General features: G+C 34.2%; 13 protein-coding genes. 6 read left to right on the top strand and 7 right to left on the bottom strand.

Features of this window, described 5'->3' with window-relative positions; translation table 11 throughout:
- Positions 1–156: 156 nt before the first annotated feature.
- On the bottom strand, positions 157–1,572 hold the full coding sequence (locus tag OZP08_RS05025) for an aminopeptidase P family protein (protein ID WP_281323136.1): 1,416 nt from the start codon (positions 1,570–1,572) through the stop codon (positions 157–159).
- Between the two features lie 326 nt (positions 1,573–1,898).
- Between OZP08_RS05025 and OZP08_RS05020 the strand changes: the two genes are divergently transcribed.
- The 3 genes from OZP08_RS05020 (at position 1,899) to OZP08_RS05010 (ending at position 4,511) form a co-directional block, all read left to right on the top strand.
- Positions 1,899–2,615 (top strand): DsbA family oxidoreductase, encoded by a 717-nt coding sequence (locus tag OZP08_RS05020; protein WP_268848588.1) that lies wholly within the window; start codon positions 1,899–1,901, stop codon positions 2,613–2,615.
- A gap of 190 nt (positions 2,616–2,805) precedes the next feature.
- Positions 2,806–4,080 (top strand): Y-family DNA polymerase, encoded by a 1,275-nt coding sequence (locus OZP08_RS05015; RefSeq protein WP_268848587.1) that lies wholly within the window; start codon positions 2,806–2,808, stop codon positions 4,078–4,080.
- A complete protein-coding gene (locus OZP08_RS05010; RefSeq protein WP_281323135.1) occupies positions 4,071–4,511 on the top strand; it encodes a LexA family protein in 441 nt (146 codons plus the stop codon). The genes OZP08_RS05015 and OZP08_RS05010 overlap by 10 nt, the downstream gene beginning before the upstream one ends.
- 61 nt (positions 4,512–4,572) lie before the next feature.
- On the opposite strand, the gene OZP08_RS05005 is transcribed toward OZP08_RS05010, so the two are convergent.
- From OZP08_RS05005 to OZP08_RS04985, 5 genes are all read right to left on the bottom strand, one after another.
- Positions 4,573–6,261: a sodium/sugar symporter gene (locus OZP08_RS05005; protein ID WP_268848585.1), complete on the bottom strand. Its 1,689-nt coding sequence runs from the start codon at positions 6,259–6,261 to the stop codon at positions 4,573–4,575.
- Positions 6,262–6,289: 28 nt separating this feature from the next.
- Entirely contained in the window at positions 6,290–7,369 is a 1,080-nt protein-coding gene (locus tag OZP08_RS05000) for a UDP-glucose--hexose-1-phosphate uridylyltransferase (protein ID WP_268848584.1), read from the bottom strand.
- Positions 7,370–8,539 carry a galactokinase gene (gene galK / locus OZP08_RS04995; RefSeq protein WP_281323134.1) on the bottom strand — a complete coding sequence of 390 codons (1,170 nt, stop codon included), beginning with the start codon at positions 8,537–8,539 and terminating at the stop codon, positions 7,370–7,372.
- Positions 8,540–8,662: 123 nt separating this feature from the next.
- A complete protein-coding gene (locus OZP08_RS04990) occupies positions 8,663–10,861 on the bottom strand; it encodes an alpha-galactosidase (protein WP_268848582.1) in 2,199 nt (732 codons plus the stop codon).
- Between the two features lie 37 nt (positions 10,862–10,898).
- Positions 10,899–11,948, bottom strand: coding sequence for an aldose epimerase family protein (locus OZP08_RS04985; protein WP_268848581.1), 1,050 nt, complete (start codon positions 11,946–11,948; stop codon positions 10,899–10,901).
- Between the two features lie 103 nt (positions 11,949–12,051).
- On the opposite strand from OZP08_RS04985, the gene OZP08_RS04980 reads away from it, so the two are divergent.
- Entirely contained in the window at positions 12,052–12,345 is a 294-nt protein-coding gene (locus OZP08_RS04980; RefSeq protein ID WP_281323133.1) for a GntR family transcriptional regulator, read from the top strand.
- 90 nt (positions 12,346–12,435) lie between these two features.
- Here OZP08_RS04980 and OZP08_RS04975 read toward each other — a convergent pair whose 3' ends face one another.
- Positions 12,436–13,311, bottom strand: a complete 876-nt coding sequence (locus OZP08_RS04975; protein ID WP_268848113.1) for a S24 family peptidase — start codon at positions 13,309–13,311, stop codon at positions 12,436–12,438.
- Positions 13,312–13,404: 93 nt separating this feature from the next.
- Here OZP08_RS04975 and OZP08_RS04970 point away from each other — a divergent pair, with 93 nt between their 5' ends.
- Together OZP08_RS04970 and OZP08_RS04965 are read left to right on the top strand one after the other, a co-directional pair.
- The gene (locus OZP08_RS04970) at positions 13,405–13,584 is read left to right on the top strand and encodes a hypothetical protein (protein WP_268848579.1); all 180 of its coding nucleotides are present in this window, start codon (positions 13,405–13,407) and stop codon (positions 13,582–13,584) included.
- Positions 13,585–13,593: 9 nt separating this feature from the next.
- Positions 13,594–15,765: an integrase catalytic domain-containing protein gene (locus OZP08_RS04965; RefSeq protein WP_281322886.1), complete on the top strand. Its 2,172-nt coding sequence runs from the start codon at positions 13,594–13,596 to the stop codon at positions 15,763–15,765.
- Positions 15,766–15,767: the final 2 nt, after the last annotated feature.

Below are 15,767 nucleotides of genomic sequence, written 5' to 3'. Positions count from 1 at the left end.
GTTTTTGGTAGTTAATAAAAAATATTCAAAAATTAGAATAGTATAATAAACATTAAAAAATCTTCAAAAAAACAAGTATTCCATTTTAAGGAAAAGACTACAACTCTAGCCGCTAAACAAAAAAGGATGTCTATAATAAGACATCCTTTCTACTAACTAAACTGTTTCAAAACATTCTGCTCTTACCGCTTCAACTTCATCAACTGTTATCGGTAAACGTTCTCCGATTTGTTGATATCCATCTTCAGTAATCAAGAAATCTTCTTCTACACGAATACCACTAAAATCACGGTATCCATCAAGTGCATTATAATTGATGAATTCTGCAAACTTATTCTCAGCTTTCCATTGATCCATAAGTTGTGGAATCATATAAATTCCTGGTTCTACAGTTAGGGCAAATCCTGGTTCAAGAGCGCGTCCCAAACGCAATGATTTCATACCAAACTGAGTACTTTTTTTCAATGTGTCAGAGTATCCCACATATTGTTCACCCAAATCTTCCATATCGTGAACATCCAAACCTATCATATGACCTAACCCACATTGAAAGAACAATGCATGTGCTCCTGCGGCAACAGCATCTTGAGCATTTCCTTTCATTAAACCAAGCGATTGCATACCTTCAACAATTTTTTGACAGGCGGTTAAATAAACATCTTTATACAATACGCCTGGTTTCAACATGGAAATTGCTGTATTATGAGAATTCAAGACTATTTCGTAAACATCTTTTTGTTTTGAAGTAAATTTTGCTCCAACCGGAAAAGTACAAGTAAGGTCCCCTGCATAGTTCATATCATTACTAGCACCTGCATCACATAAAATCATTTGGCCCTCGCGAATAGTATTAGCACTATACAGATTATGCAATGTTTCTCCGTGTATGGTCACAATTGGATTGAATGAAATAGCACTATTATTTGCATAAGCTACTTCTTTTACTTTAGCCATCACTTCATATTCTTTCATTCCTGGTCTTGCATAACGCATGGCAGCCAAGTGCATTTTCCCACTAGTCAATGTAGCTTGATGCATTTCGGCAACTTCTCGAGCCTCTTTATAAGAACGTTGATTTACAATTGCTTTAATTAAGGTAACCGAAACTAACTCGGATAAACCACTAACCGGTACACGAAACCATTCAGATAATTTAATTTTATTTTCTGGGCGGTATGGAGGTAAAATATGAACTTTTCTACCAGAAGCCAAAGCAGAACGTATTGTCTGCTCGATAGCGTTATATGGCCGAGTAACAGTTACACCAACTTCTAATGCCATTTCGCTGATAGAAGGTAAAGGTCCAGTCCAAACAATATCATCAATCGTTAGTTCATTACCAAAAATGATTTCTTCACCGCTTTCAACATCAATAACGGCAGCTAGTCCAGTTGTGTTTAACCCAAAATAATAAAGGAAACTACTATCTTGTCTGTATGGATACCAATTGTGTTCGTAGTTCATACTACTTTCCTCATTGCCCATTAAAACGATTAAACCAGACCCTACATTTGTTTTTAAAACGGAACGTCTGTTTACATAAACTGGTTTTTCAAATAATCTGAATTGCATTCTATCTTTTTTATAATTACAATAATCCGCACTATGCAGAGAACACTTCTTAGCTTTTTGTCTAAAAAAATGCCATATCCATCTGAAAAGACAGTTTTCAGTACAATAAATTCATAAAGTGGATATCAAATTTAGAATAACAGAACAATAAAAATTAATACAAAATTATCTGAAACCTATGATATATAAGCGAAAAAAAGCCATGAAAGGCTTTATCATAAAGTCCAAATTCCCAATAAAATCCTAAAACAAAAAGAGTCTCATACTGAATTGTTTAATTTTGCATTTCAAAAAATCATTTGGCTTGCCAAATAAAAATGCAGACAATGGATAATAAACTAAAAATACAAATCTGGTCGGATGTAATGTGTCCGTTTTGCTATATTGGAAAAAGAAAATTCGAAGAGGCTTTGTCACAATTTGAAAACAAAGATGCTGTGACAATTGAATGGAAAAGTTTTCAATTAGACCCAACATCAAATCCTAAATCTGGAGACAATACTATAGATCACTTAGCCAAAAAATACAATCGCGACAGAGATTGGTCTGTTGCCATGCATGATAGTGTTACGCAACAAGCAAAAGCAGTAGGTTTGGATTATCATTTTGAGAACGTAATTCTTGCCAATTCGCTCAATGCTCATCGACTTTCTCATTTAGCCAAAAAATACGATTTCGGCGATGCATTCGAAGAGCTATTGTTTAAAGCCTATTTTACCCAAGGTAAAGATGTTAATGATCTGGCAACATTAACGAATCTTGGTTTGGAAGTTGGTCTAAAAAAAGAAGAGATAGACAACGTATTGAATTCTAATTTATATACCAGCGAGGTCATTCAAGATCAAGATGAAGCACAAGCCATTGGTGTAACGGGTGTGCCCTTTTTTGTTTTTGATAATAAGTATGCCGTTTCTGGAGCACAACACCCGGAAACATTCTTAAAAACATTGGAAAAAGCATGGGAAGACGGAAATTTTAATTCGAAAATTATTCTTCAAAACACAACCAATGCTGATAGTTGTGGAATTGATGGTTGCAAATAATCTGAAATTTCATTGAATTCAAATAGCTATTGACTAGCCCTGATGGTAGTGAAAATCCTTTTGGGTCGGGGTTCGACCCAAAAGATTGTAACGTACAGCAGGAAATAGCTCCAAAAACTACTTATCAACAATCCTCAAAATAAACTTTTGTTACGAACTCACATCTGTTCCTAATGAGTAATTTTGTGTCATGTATGCTTTAGTTGATTGTAATAATTTTTATGCTTCATGCGAAAGGGTCTTTCAACCTCAATTCGTAGGAAAGCCTGTTGCCATATTATCAAACAACGACGGCTGTGTAATTTCCAGAAGTGAAGAAGCCAAAGCCGTAGGAATCCCTATGGGAGCGCCAACATTTAAAATCAGAGAATTAGTAAAAGAAAAAAACGTAAAGTTATTTTCGTCTAATTATCCTCTTTATGGCGATTTGAGCAATCGGGTAATGTCAATCTTAGAACAGTTTACTCCTAATGTAGAAATTTATAGTATTGACGAAGCTTTTCTAAACTTTGACGGTCTTACTATTTTGGATTATCATAATTATGGCATCCAGATGAAAAGCCGTGTACAAAAATGGGTGGGAATCCCAACATGTATCGGATTTGCACCAACAAAAGCTTTGTCTAAAGTTGCCAACAAAATTGCCAAGAAATTTGAAGATAAAACTCAAGGCGTTTATGTAATTGACACCGACGAAAAGCGAATCAAAGCATTAAAATGGACCAAAATAGAAGATGTTTGGGGTATTGGATACAGAACCATCAAAAAAGCAAGAATACGCAATATTAAAACTGCACTGGATTTTATTGCACCTCAACATGAGAATTGGATCAGAAAAGAAATGGGAGTTATTGGTCTTCGCCTAAAATGCGAATTAGAGGGAAAATCCGTTTTGGGTTTAGAACCCATTCATGACCAAAAGAAAAGTATTGCTACCACAAGAAGTTTTCCTAAGCAAATTTCGGATTTTGATTCATTGAGAGAACGTGTTGCTACTTTTGCAGCTGTTTGTGCAGAGAAATTGCGAAAACAAAAATCCTGTTGTCACACTATAATTGTAATGCTGGTAGTAGACAAACACACGGTGCAAACTTCAAAGTATTATTTTAATATGGCTGTGACTTTACCATTTGCAACAAACTCTACCATAACAATAGCAAATGCAGCAATAGAAATGCTAAAGAAACTGCATAATGGAAATGGTGATATAAAATTCAAAAAAGCTGGAGTGATTCTCACCGAACTCATTGACGAAGACAAAAAGCAATTGCAATTGTTTGAAGAGGAAAACCCAAAACATTTGGCTTTGATGAAAGTAATGGATCAACTCAATGTAAAAATTGGAAGTACCAAAGTAAAGCTGGCTACCCAAAATTTGAGTCTAACCTGGAATATGAACCAAAATTATTTATCTCCAAAATACACTACTGATTTTAAAGAGATTCTCGAAATAAAATGTCAATAAACAAAAACCAAAAGCTAACCTTTTTTCTACCTGACTTTGAAAGTGAGTTGAAAATTCCTTTCATTCCAGATGGTGTTTCGGCAGGATTTCCATCGCCAGCAGCAGACTTTATGGAAACCAATATTGACTTAAACACCGCATTAAGTGAAAATCCTTTGGCAACATTTTATATCAGAGTCAACGGAAATTCTATGATAGATGCGGGAATAAATGACAGAGACGTATTGGTTGTTGACCGAAGTTTAGAACCACAAAACAACAAAATAGCAATTTGCTTTATTGATGGTGAATTTACCGTAAAACGCATTAAGCTAGAAACTGATTGTCTTTATCTCATGCCCGAAAACCCAAATTACCAACCCATAAAGGTAACCGAAGAAAATCAATTAATCATTTGGGGAATTGTGACCTATGTTATAAAAAAAATGTGAAATCAAATAAATTGACTTCACACTTTTCAAACAAATCAAAAATAACTAACTTAAAACTTTCTTACCAAAAAATTGAATATAACGCGACTAGAATCCCGGTTATAATCATACAACCTACGGCGAAACCGTTGTTGATCTTAAACATTTTTGTATCTACTTCTAATCCTTTTACAGCAACACCTCTCCTGTTATCGATTATACTAATCACAATCATCAATAAAACGCATATTGCAAATACAAACCCCATTCTATCAATAAAAGGAATTTCATAAGCCATTGTTTTATCCTTTTGCTCTACCAAAACAGCAAATCCGGTACTATTCAAAAATTCTAAATTCATAAATCTTGGCAAGAATTTAAAAAATACTGATAATACAAAACCTCCTATTGTAGCAAACATTGCTGCGTTTGAACTGGTCTTTTTCCAGAAGAATCCCATAATAAACATCGCGAAAATACCAGGACTTACAAATCCGGTATATTCCTGAATAAATTCAAATCCTCCTTTTTTATCAATTCCTAAAAAAGGTGCAATTACAACTGCAATTAACATAGCCACAACAACAGTTATTTTCCCTACTCGTACCATTTTCTTTTCGCTGGCATCTACTTGAATTTTTTTCTTGAAGATATCCAAAGTAAAAATGGTCGAAATACTGTTTACTTTCCCTGCCAATGACGCAACAACTGCTGCGGTCAGTGCTGCAAAAGAAAGTCCTTTTAATCCAACTGGTAATAAGTTTAGTAATACAGGATAAGCTCTGTCTGGGTTCAATACACCATCTGCTCCTAACAATTCTGTTTGCAATCCGCCTTTCATATGAATTACGTAAGCGGCAATACCTGGTAAAACAACTATAACTGGCATCAATAATTTTAAGAAAGCAGCAAACAAAATTCCACCACGTGCTGTTTTTAAATCAGCCCCCAAAGCTCTTTGAGTAATATATTGATTACAACCCCAGTAATTTAAATTCACGATCCACATACCTCCAAACAATACTGTTAATCCCGGTAAACTAGGAAAGTTTGCGTTGTCTTTTTTGAATATCATATGAAAATGATCTCCAGATTGATTCATCATGTAATTGAATCCATTTACCATACCGCTTTGTCCGTTTAATTCGGCCACTTTGTCTAAGGCTAAATAAGTTGTTACCAAACCTCCAAAAATCAAAAACACAACCTGAATAACATCAGTATATCCAATCACTTTCATTCCTCCCAAAGCAATTATAATTGCAAAAAATGCCAATCCATACATGCACAAATCAACATTAATACCGGAAATTCCATTAATGGCCAATGCCCCCAAATAAAGTATTGAAGTTAAGTTTACAATTACATACAATAGCAACCAGAAAACAGCCATAATCATGGCAACGCTTCCATTGTATCTTTCGCTCAAAAACTGAGGCATCGTATAGATTTTATTCTTTAAGTAAACTGGAATAAAAAAGATAGCGACAATTATCAGTGTGGCTGCAGCCATCCACTCATAAGTAGCGATAGCTAATCCCATTTTGAAACCATTTCCAGACATGGCTATAAACTGTTCAGAAGAAATGTTCGAAGCTATCAATGAAGTTCCGATAGCCCACCAAGTCAAAGATCCCTCAGCCAAAAAATAGTCGTGAGAGGCAGTTAATTTAGCACTCTTCTTACGTCTATAAACCGAATATCCATATCCTGCGACTACAAAGAAATAAAATAAAAAAACTAGGTAATCATATAATTGCAATGTTTTCATTGGTTTGTTCTTTTGGTTAAATTTTAAATTATACTAATTGTTTATAATGAATTTCGGACTGACTCTTTAAGATTTCAACACTTTTTTCCGGTGTGATATCTCTTTGTGATTCGCCAAGCATTTCATAACCTACCATAAACTTCTTTACTGATGCTGAACGTAATAATGGTGGATAAAAATGCATATGAAATTGCCATTCCGAATGTAACTCACCATCTGTTGGAGCTTGATGAATTCCTGATGAGTATGGAAACGATGTCTTAAAAAGATTATCGTATTTAGTGGTTAATTGTTTTAGGATTGTTGCAAAAGCATAAGTTTCTGCTGCTGTAAAATCCGTAATTTTCAAAATATGACGTTTGCTGATAATCATAGTTTCAAAAGGCCAAATGGCCCAAAAAGGAACTAAAGCCACAAAATGATCGTTCTCAATAACAATTCTTTCATTCAGCCTCAACTCTTCCTGCAAATAATCCTGCAAAAGATTGCTGCCATATTTATCATAATAGGCTTTTAGATTATTCTGTGTTTTTTCTACTGAAGTTGGCAAGGACGACTGCGCCCAAATTTGCCCATGAGGATGCGGATTACTGCACCCCATGATACTTCCTTTGTTTTCAAAAATCTGAACGTGATTGATATAATCTATTTTCCCCAAAGAGGTATATTCCATTTGCCAAGTATGAATAATATTTTCAATAGCCTTGACGCTCATCTCTGGTAATGTCAAATTATGTTTTGGTGAAAAACATACCACTCTCGAAATACCTCTCTCTGGTTGTGCCTTGAAAAAAGTTGGCTTCGCTTGCTCTCCAGAAATTGGGTCTTTTGTTTCTACTTCAAATGCTATTTCATCCTGCTTTAAGGCAGCAAAATCATTTTCAAAAACAAAACAATCTTCATACGCAGGATTTACCATCCCATTAGCTCGGACATTCCCTGCACATAAATAACATTCTGGGTCATATTCAGGCAATGTTTCAAAAGCAACAGCTTCGTTTTGTCCTTGCCAAGGACGTTTCGCACGATGTGGTGAAACCAAAACCCATTCGTTAATTAATGGGTTAAAGCGTCTGTGCGGATCTTCATTTATATCAAAATTCTTCATTTAATTCCTATTATACAATGATGTACCATTTCCAATCTTTACATCATAAATTTTCAATTCTATATTAAAAGTCTCAAAATACAATTTAGAGACTTTTGCTTTTATAATATCTTCCTGCCCTTTCTGAATCAAGTTTATGGTACAACCACCAAAGCCGCCTCCCATTAATCTAGATCCTATTACTGAGTTTTCTTTCTTTGCAGTATCCACCAAAAAGTCTAACTCGGCACAACTTACTTCATACTCTGACGATAACCCATGATGCGTTTCAAACATCAGTTGTCCTAAAACTTCGATTTCTCCTTTATCTAATGCTTCGCATGCTTTTGTGACACGTCCTATTTCTTTTACTACAAAATGACTTCTTTTAAATACTTCTGAACTCATTTTATCTTCCAAACTCAGCACATGTTTTTCCGAACAATCTCTAAAACTGTTTATTTCCGGGAAATGTTTTTTGATTATTGAAAGTCCTTCATCACATTCCTCTCTTCTTGTGTTATAAGCCGAGGTAAACAATGAATGCTTAACATTACTATCAAATAAAATCAAAGAATAATCATTGAAATTGGCATCATGATATTCAAAATCTAATGTCTTGCAATCAATCTTTATAACTTTATTCTCTAAGCCCATAACGCTCGAAAACTGATCCATTATTCCGCAATTGATACCAACCCAATGCTCTGCCTTTTGACTCATTAAGGCAATATCGATTGGTTTTATGTTCAAATTAAAAAGAGAATTAATTCCATATAGAAAGCCACATTCTAAAGCTGCAGAAGAGGACAATCCTGAACCAACCGGAATATTACTGCTAAAAACACAATTGAATCCTTCAAAAGAAAATCCACTTATCTTCAATTGATTAATAACTCCTCGGAAATAATTGGTCCAAACTTTTTCATCTAATTCAACGGTCTTTGTAAGATCAATTTCAAATTCATCATCCAAATCTATAGCAATTATTTTGGATTGTTTTGAATTGTTTTTTTCGAAAGCAAAACAGATGATTTTATCAATTGCCGCAGGTAAAACATATCCGTCATTATAATCAATATGTTCGCCTATAATGTTTATTCTCCCTGGAGAAAGCACCATTTTTTCAGGTGAAGAGCTAAAAGTTTCTTCGAAAAAGGCAGTTGTTTTTTTTATTAATATATCATTCATTTATTTAAATTTAATCAAAAGCTTGATAAAACTTTCTTCATTTTTAATCTTTTGCACTATCCCTCTTTTATTTTTAAAAATTATCTGCTTACGAAGTCAAACAACTTGATCTCAGTCATTTCACTATATTTCCGTAACTTCTAGAACAACACTCGTTTCTACCTTAGATGAAGAAACTCGTAAACCAACATTCATTAAATAATCTCCTGTAAATGATTCCCCAGATTCTTCGAAAGATTTTTTGCCTTCTGGCATCAAGTTTATTTCCTCTACTTTATAAGTTTTATTTGGATCTAAACCTTGAAAGCGAACAGCGTTATATTGTGGATCATAAAGCGGATGTAATGTATAAGAAAACATCACTGCCTTACTTTTTGCCTCGTTAACATACATCAATACTGCACGGCTTTCATCATAAGGAGAGATAATTCTGTACATGTCACCATGCCAAATTACTGGACTCAATCGCTTATAATTAGCAACAGCATCCTGGCAGTACTTCAGTTCTTTCTCTTTAAGTTCTTTCACATTAATATCAAATCCTAATTTACCCATCATGGCAACGTCGGTTTTGAACTTAATGGATTGATTACCCCATGATGTTACGTGATTACAAATTGAAAAGGCTGGAAAGAACTGAGAATACCCCCATTGTATGAAGACTCTATTGTACGGATCTGTATTATCACTTGCCCAAAACTCTGTAAAATATTTCAGGAAAGCATAATCCGTTCTTCCTCCTCCACCTGAGCAAAGCATCATAGGCAGATTCGGATATTTTGTTTTAATTCGGTCTAAAACTTTATATAAACCGTTTGTATATTCAATAAATAAATGTGATTGTTGATTCTTAAGATAAGTTGAATAGGCGCTAGTCATCATTCGGTTACAGTCCCATTTAAAAAAGGCTACACCTGAATTAGTTTGCATAATGTCATCTACAGTTTTGAATACAAAATCTTGCACTTGCGGATTACATAAATCCAGAACCAATTGAGTACGATAATAACTTTCTGGTCTATTAGGCAATTTTAAAACCCAATCCGGATGTTTTTCATATAATTCACTCTTAGGATTAACCATCTCCGGCTCGATCCAAATTCCGAATTTTATTCCTGTTTTCTCAGCTTCTTGCATCAAGAAACCAATACCATTAGGCAATTTTGTTTTAGTAGCTTGCCAATCTCCTAGACCGGATTTATCTCCACTTCTAGGATATTTATTCCCAAACCAACCATCATCTAATAAGAACATGTCAACACCTAGCGTTTTTGAATCCGTAAACATATCTGTCAATTTCTTTTCATCAAAATTAAAAAAGGTCGTTTCCCAATTGTTTAACAATGTCAAACGGGTTTTTTCACCATCTTTAATTCCATATTTTCTAGCCCATGTATGTAAGTTTCTACTCGCCTGCCCTTTTCCTTTATTAGAAAAAGTATAAATAAATGAAGGTGTAGTAAATACTTTTTCTGGCTGAAGACTGTATTCTGAAGCAAATGGGTTTATCCCTGAACTTATTCTAAGTGAATTTTTATTGTCTAACTCAAAAGCTAACTTAAAATTTCCCGACCATGCAATCGTTCCTGCCACAAGTTCTCCTGAATTTTCATCGGCTTTAGAGTTAAGAGATAAAAAGAAAACTGGTGTTTGGTACATATTGTTACGAACTCCTAATTTTGAGTCAATAACTTTCGTACCGCTAGTCAATTCACTTTCCTGCATGCGAACTTCTTTGGCCCAATCTCCATGAAATTGAGTTAACCAATAGCGATCTGCATCAAAATGCAACATAGAAGACGCATAGTTATATAACATAACCGGTTTCTTTTCGTGATGCTGAATTTCTGTCCATTGCTCAATCACGTTTTCATTGTAAAAAGCTTTATAATGAAGCGTCACTTCTACTGGATACACTTGGTCTTTTAGTTTTATAATAGTTTCTGTGGTATTAGCATCAATTTTTTCTGTACGATGACTTACATACGTTAATTCCAGAGATGGATTCCCATCATTATGAGTCATTCTAATAGCAGACTCAAATAAGTTGTCAGTTCCATATGTTGGATACGCTTGGTGCCTTAAATTAACCAACGGATTTCCATCATTTATAACAAATGTTTTTGTGTTTTCCTTTGAAAGTGTATTGTATCCTGAATTCCCTTTTAGCTTTGTTCCCAAATAGGCTTGATAAAGCAAGCCATTCTTTCCTGCTTTCAAAATCAAAGCAGTACTTTGAGTTTCAATCTGAATTTGTCCATCTTGCGCATTAGCTTCACAAAACAAGGTTGTAAGTGCTAATAGAAGTATTATTTTTTTCATAGAAATTTTTCAGTAATAGTTTAGTGGTTAGTTTATTTTAAAGAATTTCAAATTTATATGTGGTTTTATGCTCATAGACTGCGTTCTTCTTTAGAACTGAACTCGGGAAATGCTTGTGATTAGGAGCATCCGGAAAATTCTGGGTTTCAAAACAAATACCACTTAAAGAATGGTAAAACACATCTTCTTTTCCATGAATGTCTTCACAATTTCCTCCAACATAAACATGAACAGCTGGTTGATCTGTATAAACAGACATTTTTAACTTGTTCTTTTTGCTAAAAAGAGAAGCTGCTAAATCCTTTCCTTGATTTAAAATAAAAGTAGTATCAATTTTAGCTGGGCAATTTTTGAATGATGAAAAATCAAAAAATGAATTAGTAACATCTAAAAACTTACCAGTTGGGATATTCTCATCTGTAGTTTCTAAAATTTCTTTAGAATTCACACTCATTTCTAAGTTAGAAACATCTGAATTGTGCCCATCTAAATTAAAATAACTGTGATGGGTTAGGTTTACAATTGTATCTTCTGTAGATGTAGCACGATATTCAATAATCAATTCATTTTCTTCAGACAACTTATATGTTAACTCTACTGATAAATCTCCCGGATAATTTTCGTCATTATTTTGACTTTCATACACTAAAGTTATCGATGGATTATCCTCTTGCTTTATGGCTTTAACTTCCCAAACCACTTTACTGAAACCTAAAAAACCGCCATGAAGAGCATGTTTATTGTTATTGATATTCAGACCATATACTTTACCATTCAGTTCAAAAGTACCATTATTGATGCGACCTGCATATCTGCCAACCGTTGCTCCCAAATATGGTGCACTTTCTAAATCGAATGATTTTAGGTATGCCTCTAAATTGTCAAATCCTAAAACAACATCAACTGTTTTATCATCTTCCAATGGAATTTTTAATGATGTCACTGTCGCTCCATAATTAATAATTTTTACTTGCATTCCATTTTTATTAACTAATTCATAAGAATGAACAGCAACGTCATTAGGCAATATTCCAAACAATTCTGCTGTAGAATCCATAATAAAATGCGGTATGTTTTTTATTTCCATTGTTTGTTTGTGAAAAATGAAATCCAAAAATATAACAATCAGACTGTACTGCATACCGGTACCTACCGGTTTTTTTTCGTATATTGCAAAAAAATATTATTTTATGAAAATAATCTCAATTCAGAATAATCTAGGAATACCTAAATACAAACAAATAGTTTACTCTGTTGAAAAAGCAATCGAGGATAAAAAACTGAAAAAAGATGAAAAATTACCTTCTATAAATAAAGTCTGCATAGCCTTTTCTTTATCTCGAGACACGGTATTACAAGCCTATGAAGAATTAAAAAAAAGAGGAATTATCTATGCCATTCTTGGCAAAGGTTATTATATAAAAAGCCTGGAAGTCACTATAAAGCAACGGATTATTAGGGGCAATACCAAACATACACTATAAACTAAGACATTAATACTAAAAAAGGTTTAAAAAGGTTTAATTCTTCTTTAATAAAAAAGGTCGAAAATTAAAGTTAGTCAAATGAATGGTTTAATTTTTGCTTTTTAAAAGTGATTTTATATGGTCGATTTCAGCTTCTAAGTCCCCTACACGGTCATATAATACGGTTGGGTCAGGTAATTCAAAAGAAAGGTGCATTTTTACAGCCCAGACTTCTTTTATATGATATGTCTCTAGAGATATATTAGGATACTCCTTTCTATTATCTGATTTCAAATATAAATTGTCATATTTTTTCAAACGGTTTAAAACACGCTTAACAAGAATACCATCATTACTGACAATCACATATATACGATTGTCTTTTATGTCTTTAATCCAATTCTCTACCCATTCACCAACTACATAAGACCCATCGTTTAAAGTTGGATACATAGAATGACCTGATACTTGAAACATTCTAAAAGTACCATTCTGAATATTTGGCAAACTAAAGGTTGGTAATGTCTGTACAAAGTGTGGATCTCCATAACCTAATAAATACCCAGCTGCAGCTTTAGTAGGTACCAGTACTACATTATCCTTCCCGCTTTCACTTACAGTAACAATCTTTGGCATTTTGCTAGACAAAACAGATTTGTCCTCATTTACTAAAAGTGATACATTTTCTTTATTTTTCGTTTCTTCCGAAAATGTGACAGTTTTTGTGACATTTTCAAAGTGTGACATATCCTGCACATTTGGTTTTAACATCTCACCCTCTCCTAAAACAAACCAAATAGGATTTAAGTCTATATAAGAATGTAGAATTTTTTCTATAGTATCTGAGTTCAAACCAGCTGAATTCTTAATGGCTTTACCAATTAATCCTACAGATAAGCCTGCGTCAACGGTAATATTGTTAGGATTCAATCCTTTGTATTCCATGTATTTACATAACCTATGTGTAATTTTTTCTATACTCATATTGAAATAAGTCTATGTTTTTATTAATTAGTATTGAAAAATATCTATATTTGTATCACTCTAACGATACAAATGTATAATAAATTTTAAGATATGAGCATATTAATTGAACAAGCGAGAAAATTTAAAACTTGGGAACTGCTTCATAGTATGACAGGTAAGAGTAAAGTTTATTGCAAAAAAGTAGTGACAAACGAAAGAAAACAAGAATCAGTTGCTGCCAAACTAATCATGGAAAAGTTTGCAGAATTAGAAAAAATGTTAATCAACTAATTCGTACGAATGCAACTGTTACCCCAAGACATCATTATACGTAATTACAAAGACGGTGAAACCTTATGGGTTTCGCAACGCTTGGTATTACAAATTTGTCAAGTAACAGAAGAATATTTAAGAACACGTGCTAGAGCACTATTCAAAAAATCAATCCAAAAAGGCTATAAATACGGCGACTTTTTACCCAATACAGGAAGTGCTTGGCGTTGGGGCAAAGCAAACGGGACGTTTTACTACGACTACGATTGTTTACCTGATCGCAAACCAACTCACTACCGTTCAAAATTTGGCGCAAAGCATGAGCTTCTACAAGCGTATGAGGCTCTGCAAAGTGCTGATAAATCTAACAAGCAAAATCAATTAAAAAACGCTATCCAAGCGCAAGTAAACACGTTCATTGACAATACTGACATTACTTATTACATGTACAGTGCAATTGTAGGCTTCAATCAAAAACAAGCCGAACAAATGGCGACTGGACGTGCTTGGTGCATTTGGATAATGAAACAATTGTTTAATGATAACTTCAAGTTACTTGGAATCAATAAAAAACAGGACTTCTACCAAGTGTGTACTGATATGTTGGCACCGCTGGAACTGGAAGGTTTTAAAATCAATTCTCCTGCCTATTTACGCAATAAGATAAATGAGTTTCCATTTACAGGCGATACAATCGAACAATTGAAGTTCTTTATTTCGGGTAAATATGGAAATGACAACGCCCAAATAGTGGGTAAATTCCCTTTAATTGACGAAAGCACAGGTCAAATTTACCAGTTTGATATACATCAGGCTATGATGTTTCATCTGTATATGAATCCTGGCGGTTCGTCAAAAGAATATATCCGCACACTTTGGGAGCGTGATTATTGCGAAGATGTTCAAGAATTTGACTTACAGCCTGTAGCCTATCGTACTTTTTGTCATCATTTGACCCGTTTTAGCTCACAAATCAAAACAGCTAGAGCGCGTCACGGTGAAGACTATTACAAAAAGCACGTTCAAACATACGTAACTACAGAAAGATTACAATACGCACACTCATTATTTGCGGGTGATGGTTCAGGAACTATCAACTACAAGTATAAAAAAGCTGACGGCAAGTGGCATACAATGAAACTATATGTAATTCTTATTACTGATGTAGCAAGTAGACACATTGCGGGTTGGTCCGTTGCTCCTGTAGGTTCTCACAAAGAAACTGAAGCTATGACTAAAGCAGCTGTTAAAATGGCTATTGAAAACGGAGGCAATCAAACGATGTTCGAGTTTATTTCTGATAACCACGGAGCATTTACTTCAAAAGAAAGCAAATCATTCTTAAATCTTGCTTTCAACAAAGTAAGAACCATTGAAGCGGGTAATTCACAAGCAAACCCTGCAGAAACTCAATTCCGTTTGTTTAAACGCAGTTTAAAAGACATTCAAAACTTCCTTTCAACATCATGGGGAACTGGTTTAGAAGGTCAGGCAAATCCTGATCATATCAATATCGATGATATGCCGACCTATGATGATGCTGTAATTCAGATGCATGAACTTATTAAGCGTTGGAATGCTACCAAACTACGTGATGGTGTTGCGCCTGTAGAACGCTTCGCAATTAAACACCCAAATTGCCAACCGCTTGAACCAATAGTAATGCGCTATTTGTTTGCTAAGCATACCAAAGTAGATGTAAGTTATATGCGAGGATATGTAAATGTTTATCGTACCAAAGGATACAGTGATAGTGAGTTATTCCAGTTCGAAATACCACAATTTGGAGGCGTAGGGACTGAATTGATTGCTAAAGCTACAGGTTACACCACAGGCGCTCAGGTAAAAGTAGTATGGGATGAAACCTTTGCTGATTTATACACACTGGATGAAAAATTTATAATGAGTTGTCCTAGATCGATTGGGACTTCACAATCTCATGCTGAAATGGACGAACAAAAAACCAATGCTTTAGGACACTTGAAAGGACGCAAAGCAAAACAAACTGAGTATATCGATGATTTCGAAACTTCACTTAATGAAGTAATGGAAGGATTAAGCTATGAGCATAGCATCGCACTTGGTGGCAATAAAGAATCTTATAATAAAAATCAAATAAATAACGAGAATACTAACCTTAAAAATACGACCAAACAGAGAGTAAATAGAGACTTTAATAGCTCTGAATGGTCGGCTTAAAT

The sequence above is a fragment of the Flavobacterium aestivum genome (assembly GCF_026870175.2).
Lineage (GTDB): Bacteria > Bacteroidota > Bacteroidia > Flavobacteriales > Flavobacteriaceae > Flavobacterium > Flavobacterium aestivum.
The sequence above is the reverse complement of the archived record's forward strand: the minus strand, read 5'-3'. Positions and strand labels throughout refer to the sequence as shown.

Coding starts and splice junctions, on each gene's coding strand:
- OZP08_RS05025 (WP_281323136.1), bottom strand. CDS start 1,572: ATGCAATTCAGATTATTTGAAAAACCAGTTTATGTAAACAGACGTTCC.
- OZP08_RS05020 (WP_268848588.1), top strand. CDS start 1,899: ATGGATAATAAACTAAAAATACAAATCTGGTCGGATGTAATGTGTCCG.
- OZP08_RS05015 (WP_268848587.1), top strand. CDS start 2,806: ATGTATGCTTTAGTTGATTGTAATAATTTTTATGCTTCATGCGAAAGG.
- OZP08_RS05010 (WP_281323135.1), top strand. CDS start 4,071: ATGTCAATAAACAAAAACCAAAAGCTAACCTTTTTTCTACCTGACTTT.
- OZP08_RS05005 (WP_268848585.1), bottom strand. CDS start 6,261: ATGAAAACATTGCAATTATATGATTACCTAGTTTTTTTATTTTATTTC.
- OZP08_RS05000 (WP_268848584.1), bottom strand. CDS start 7,369: ATGAAGAATTTTGATATAAATGAAGATCCGCACAGACGCTTTAACCCA.
- galK (WP_281323134.1), bottom strand. CDS start 8,539: ATGAATGATATATTAATAAAAAAAACAACTGCCTTTTTCGAAGAAACT.
- OZP08_RS04990 (WP_268848582.1), bottom strand. CDS start 10,861: ATGAAAAAAATAATACTTCTATTAGCACTTACAACCTTGTTTTGTGAA.
- OZP08_RS04985 (WP_268848581.1), bottom strand. CDS start 11,948: ATGGAAATAAAAAACATACCGCATTTTATTATGGATTCTACAGCAGAA.
- OZP08_RS04980 (WP_281323133.1), top strand. CDS start 12,052: ATGAAAATAATCTCAATTCAGAATAATCTAGGAATACCTAAATACAAA.
- OZP08_RS04975 (WP_268848113.1), bottom strand. CDS start 13,311: ATGAGTATAGAAAAAATTACACATAGGTTATGTAAATACATGGAATAC.
- OZP08_RS04970 (WP_268848579.1), top strand. CDS start 13,405: ATGAGCATATTAATTGAACAAGCGAGAAAATTTAAAACTTGGGAACTG.
- OZP08_RS04965 (WP_281322886.1), top strand. CDS start 13,594: ATGCAACTGTTACCCCAAGACATCATTATACGTAATTACAAAGACGGT.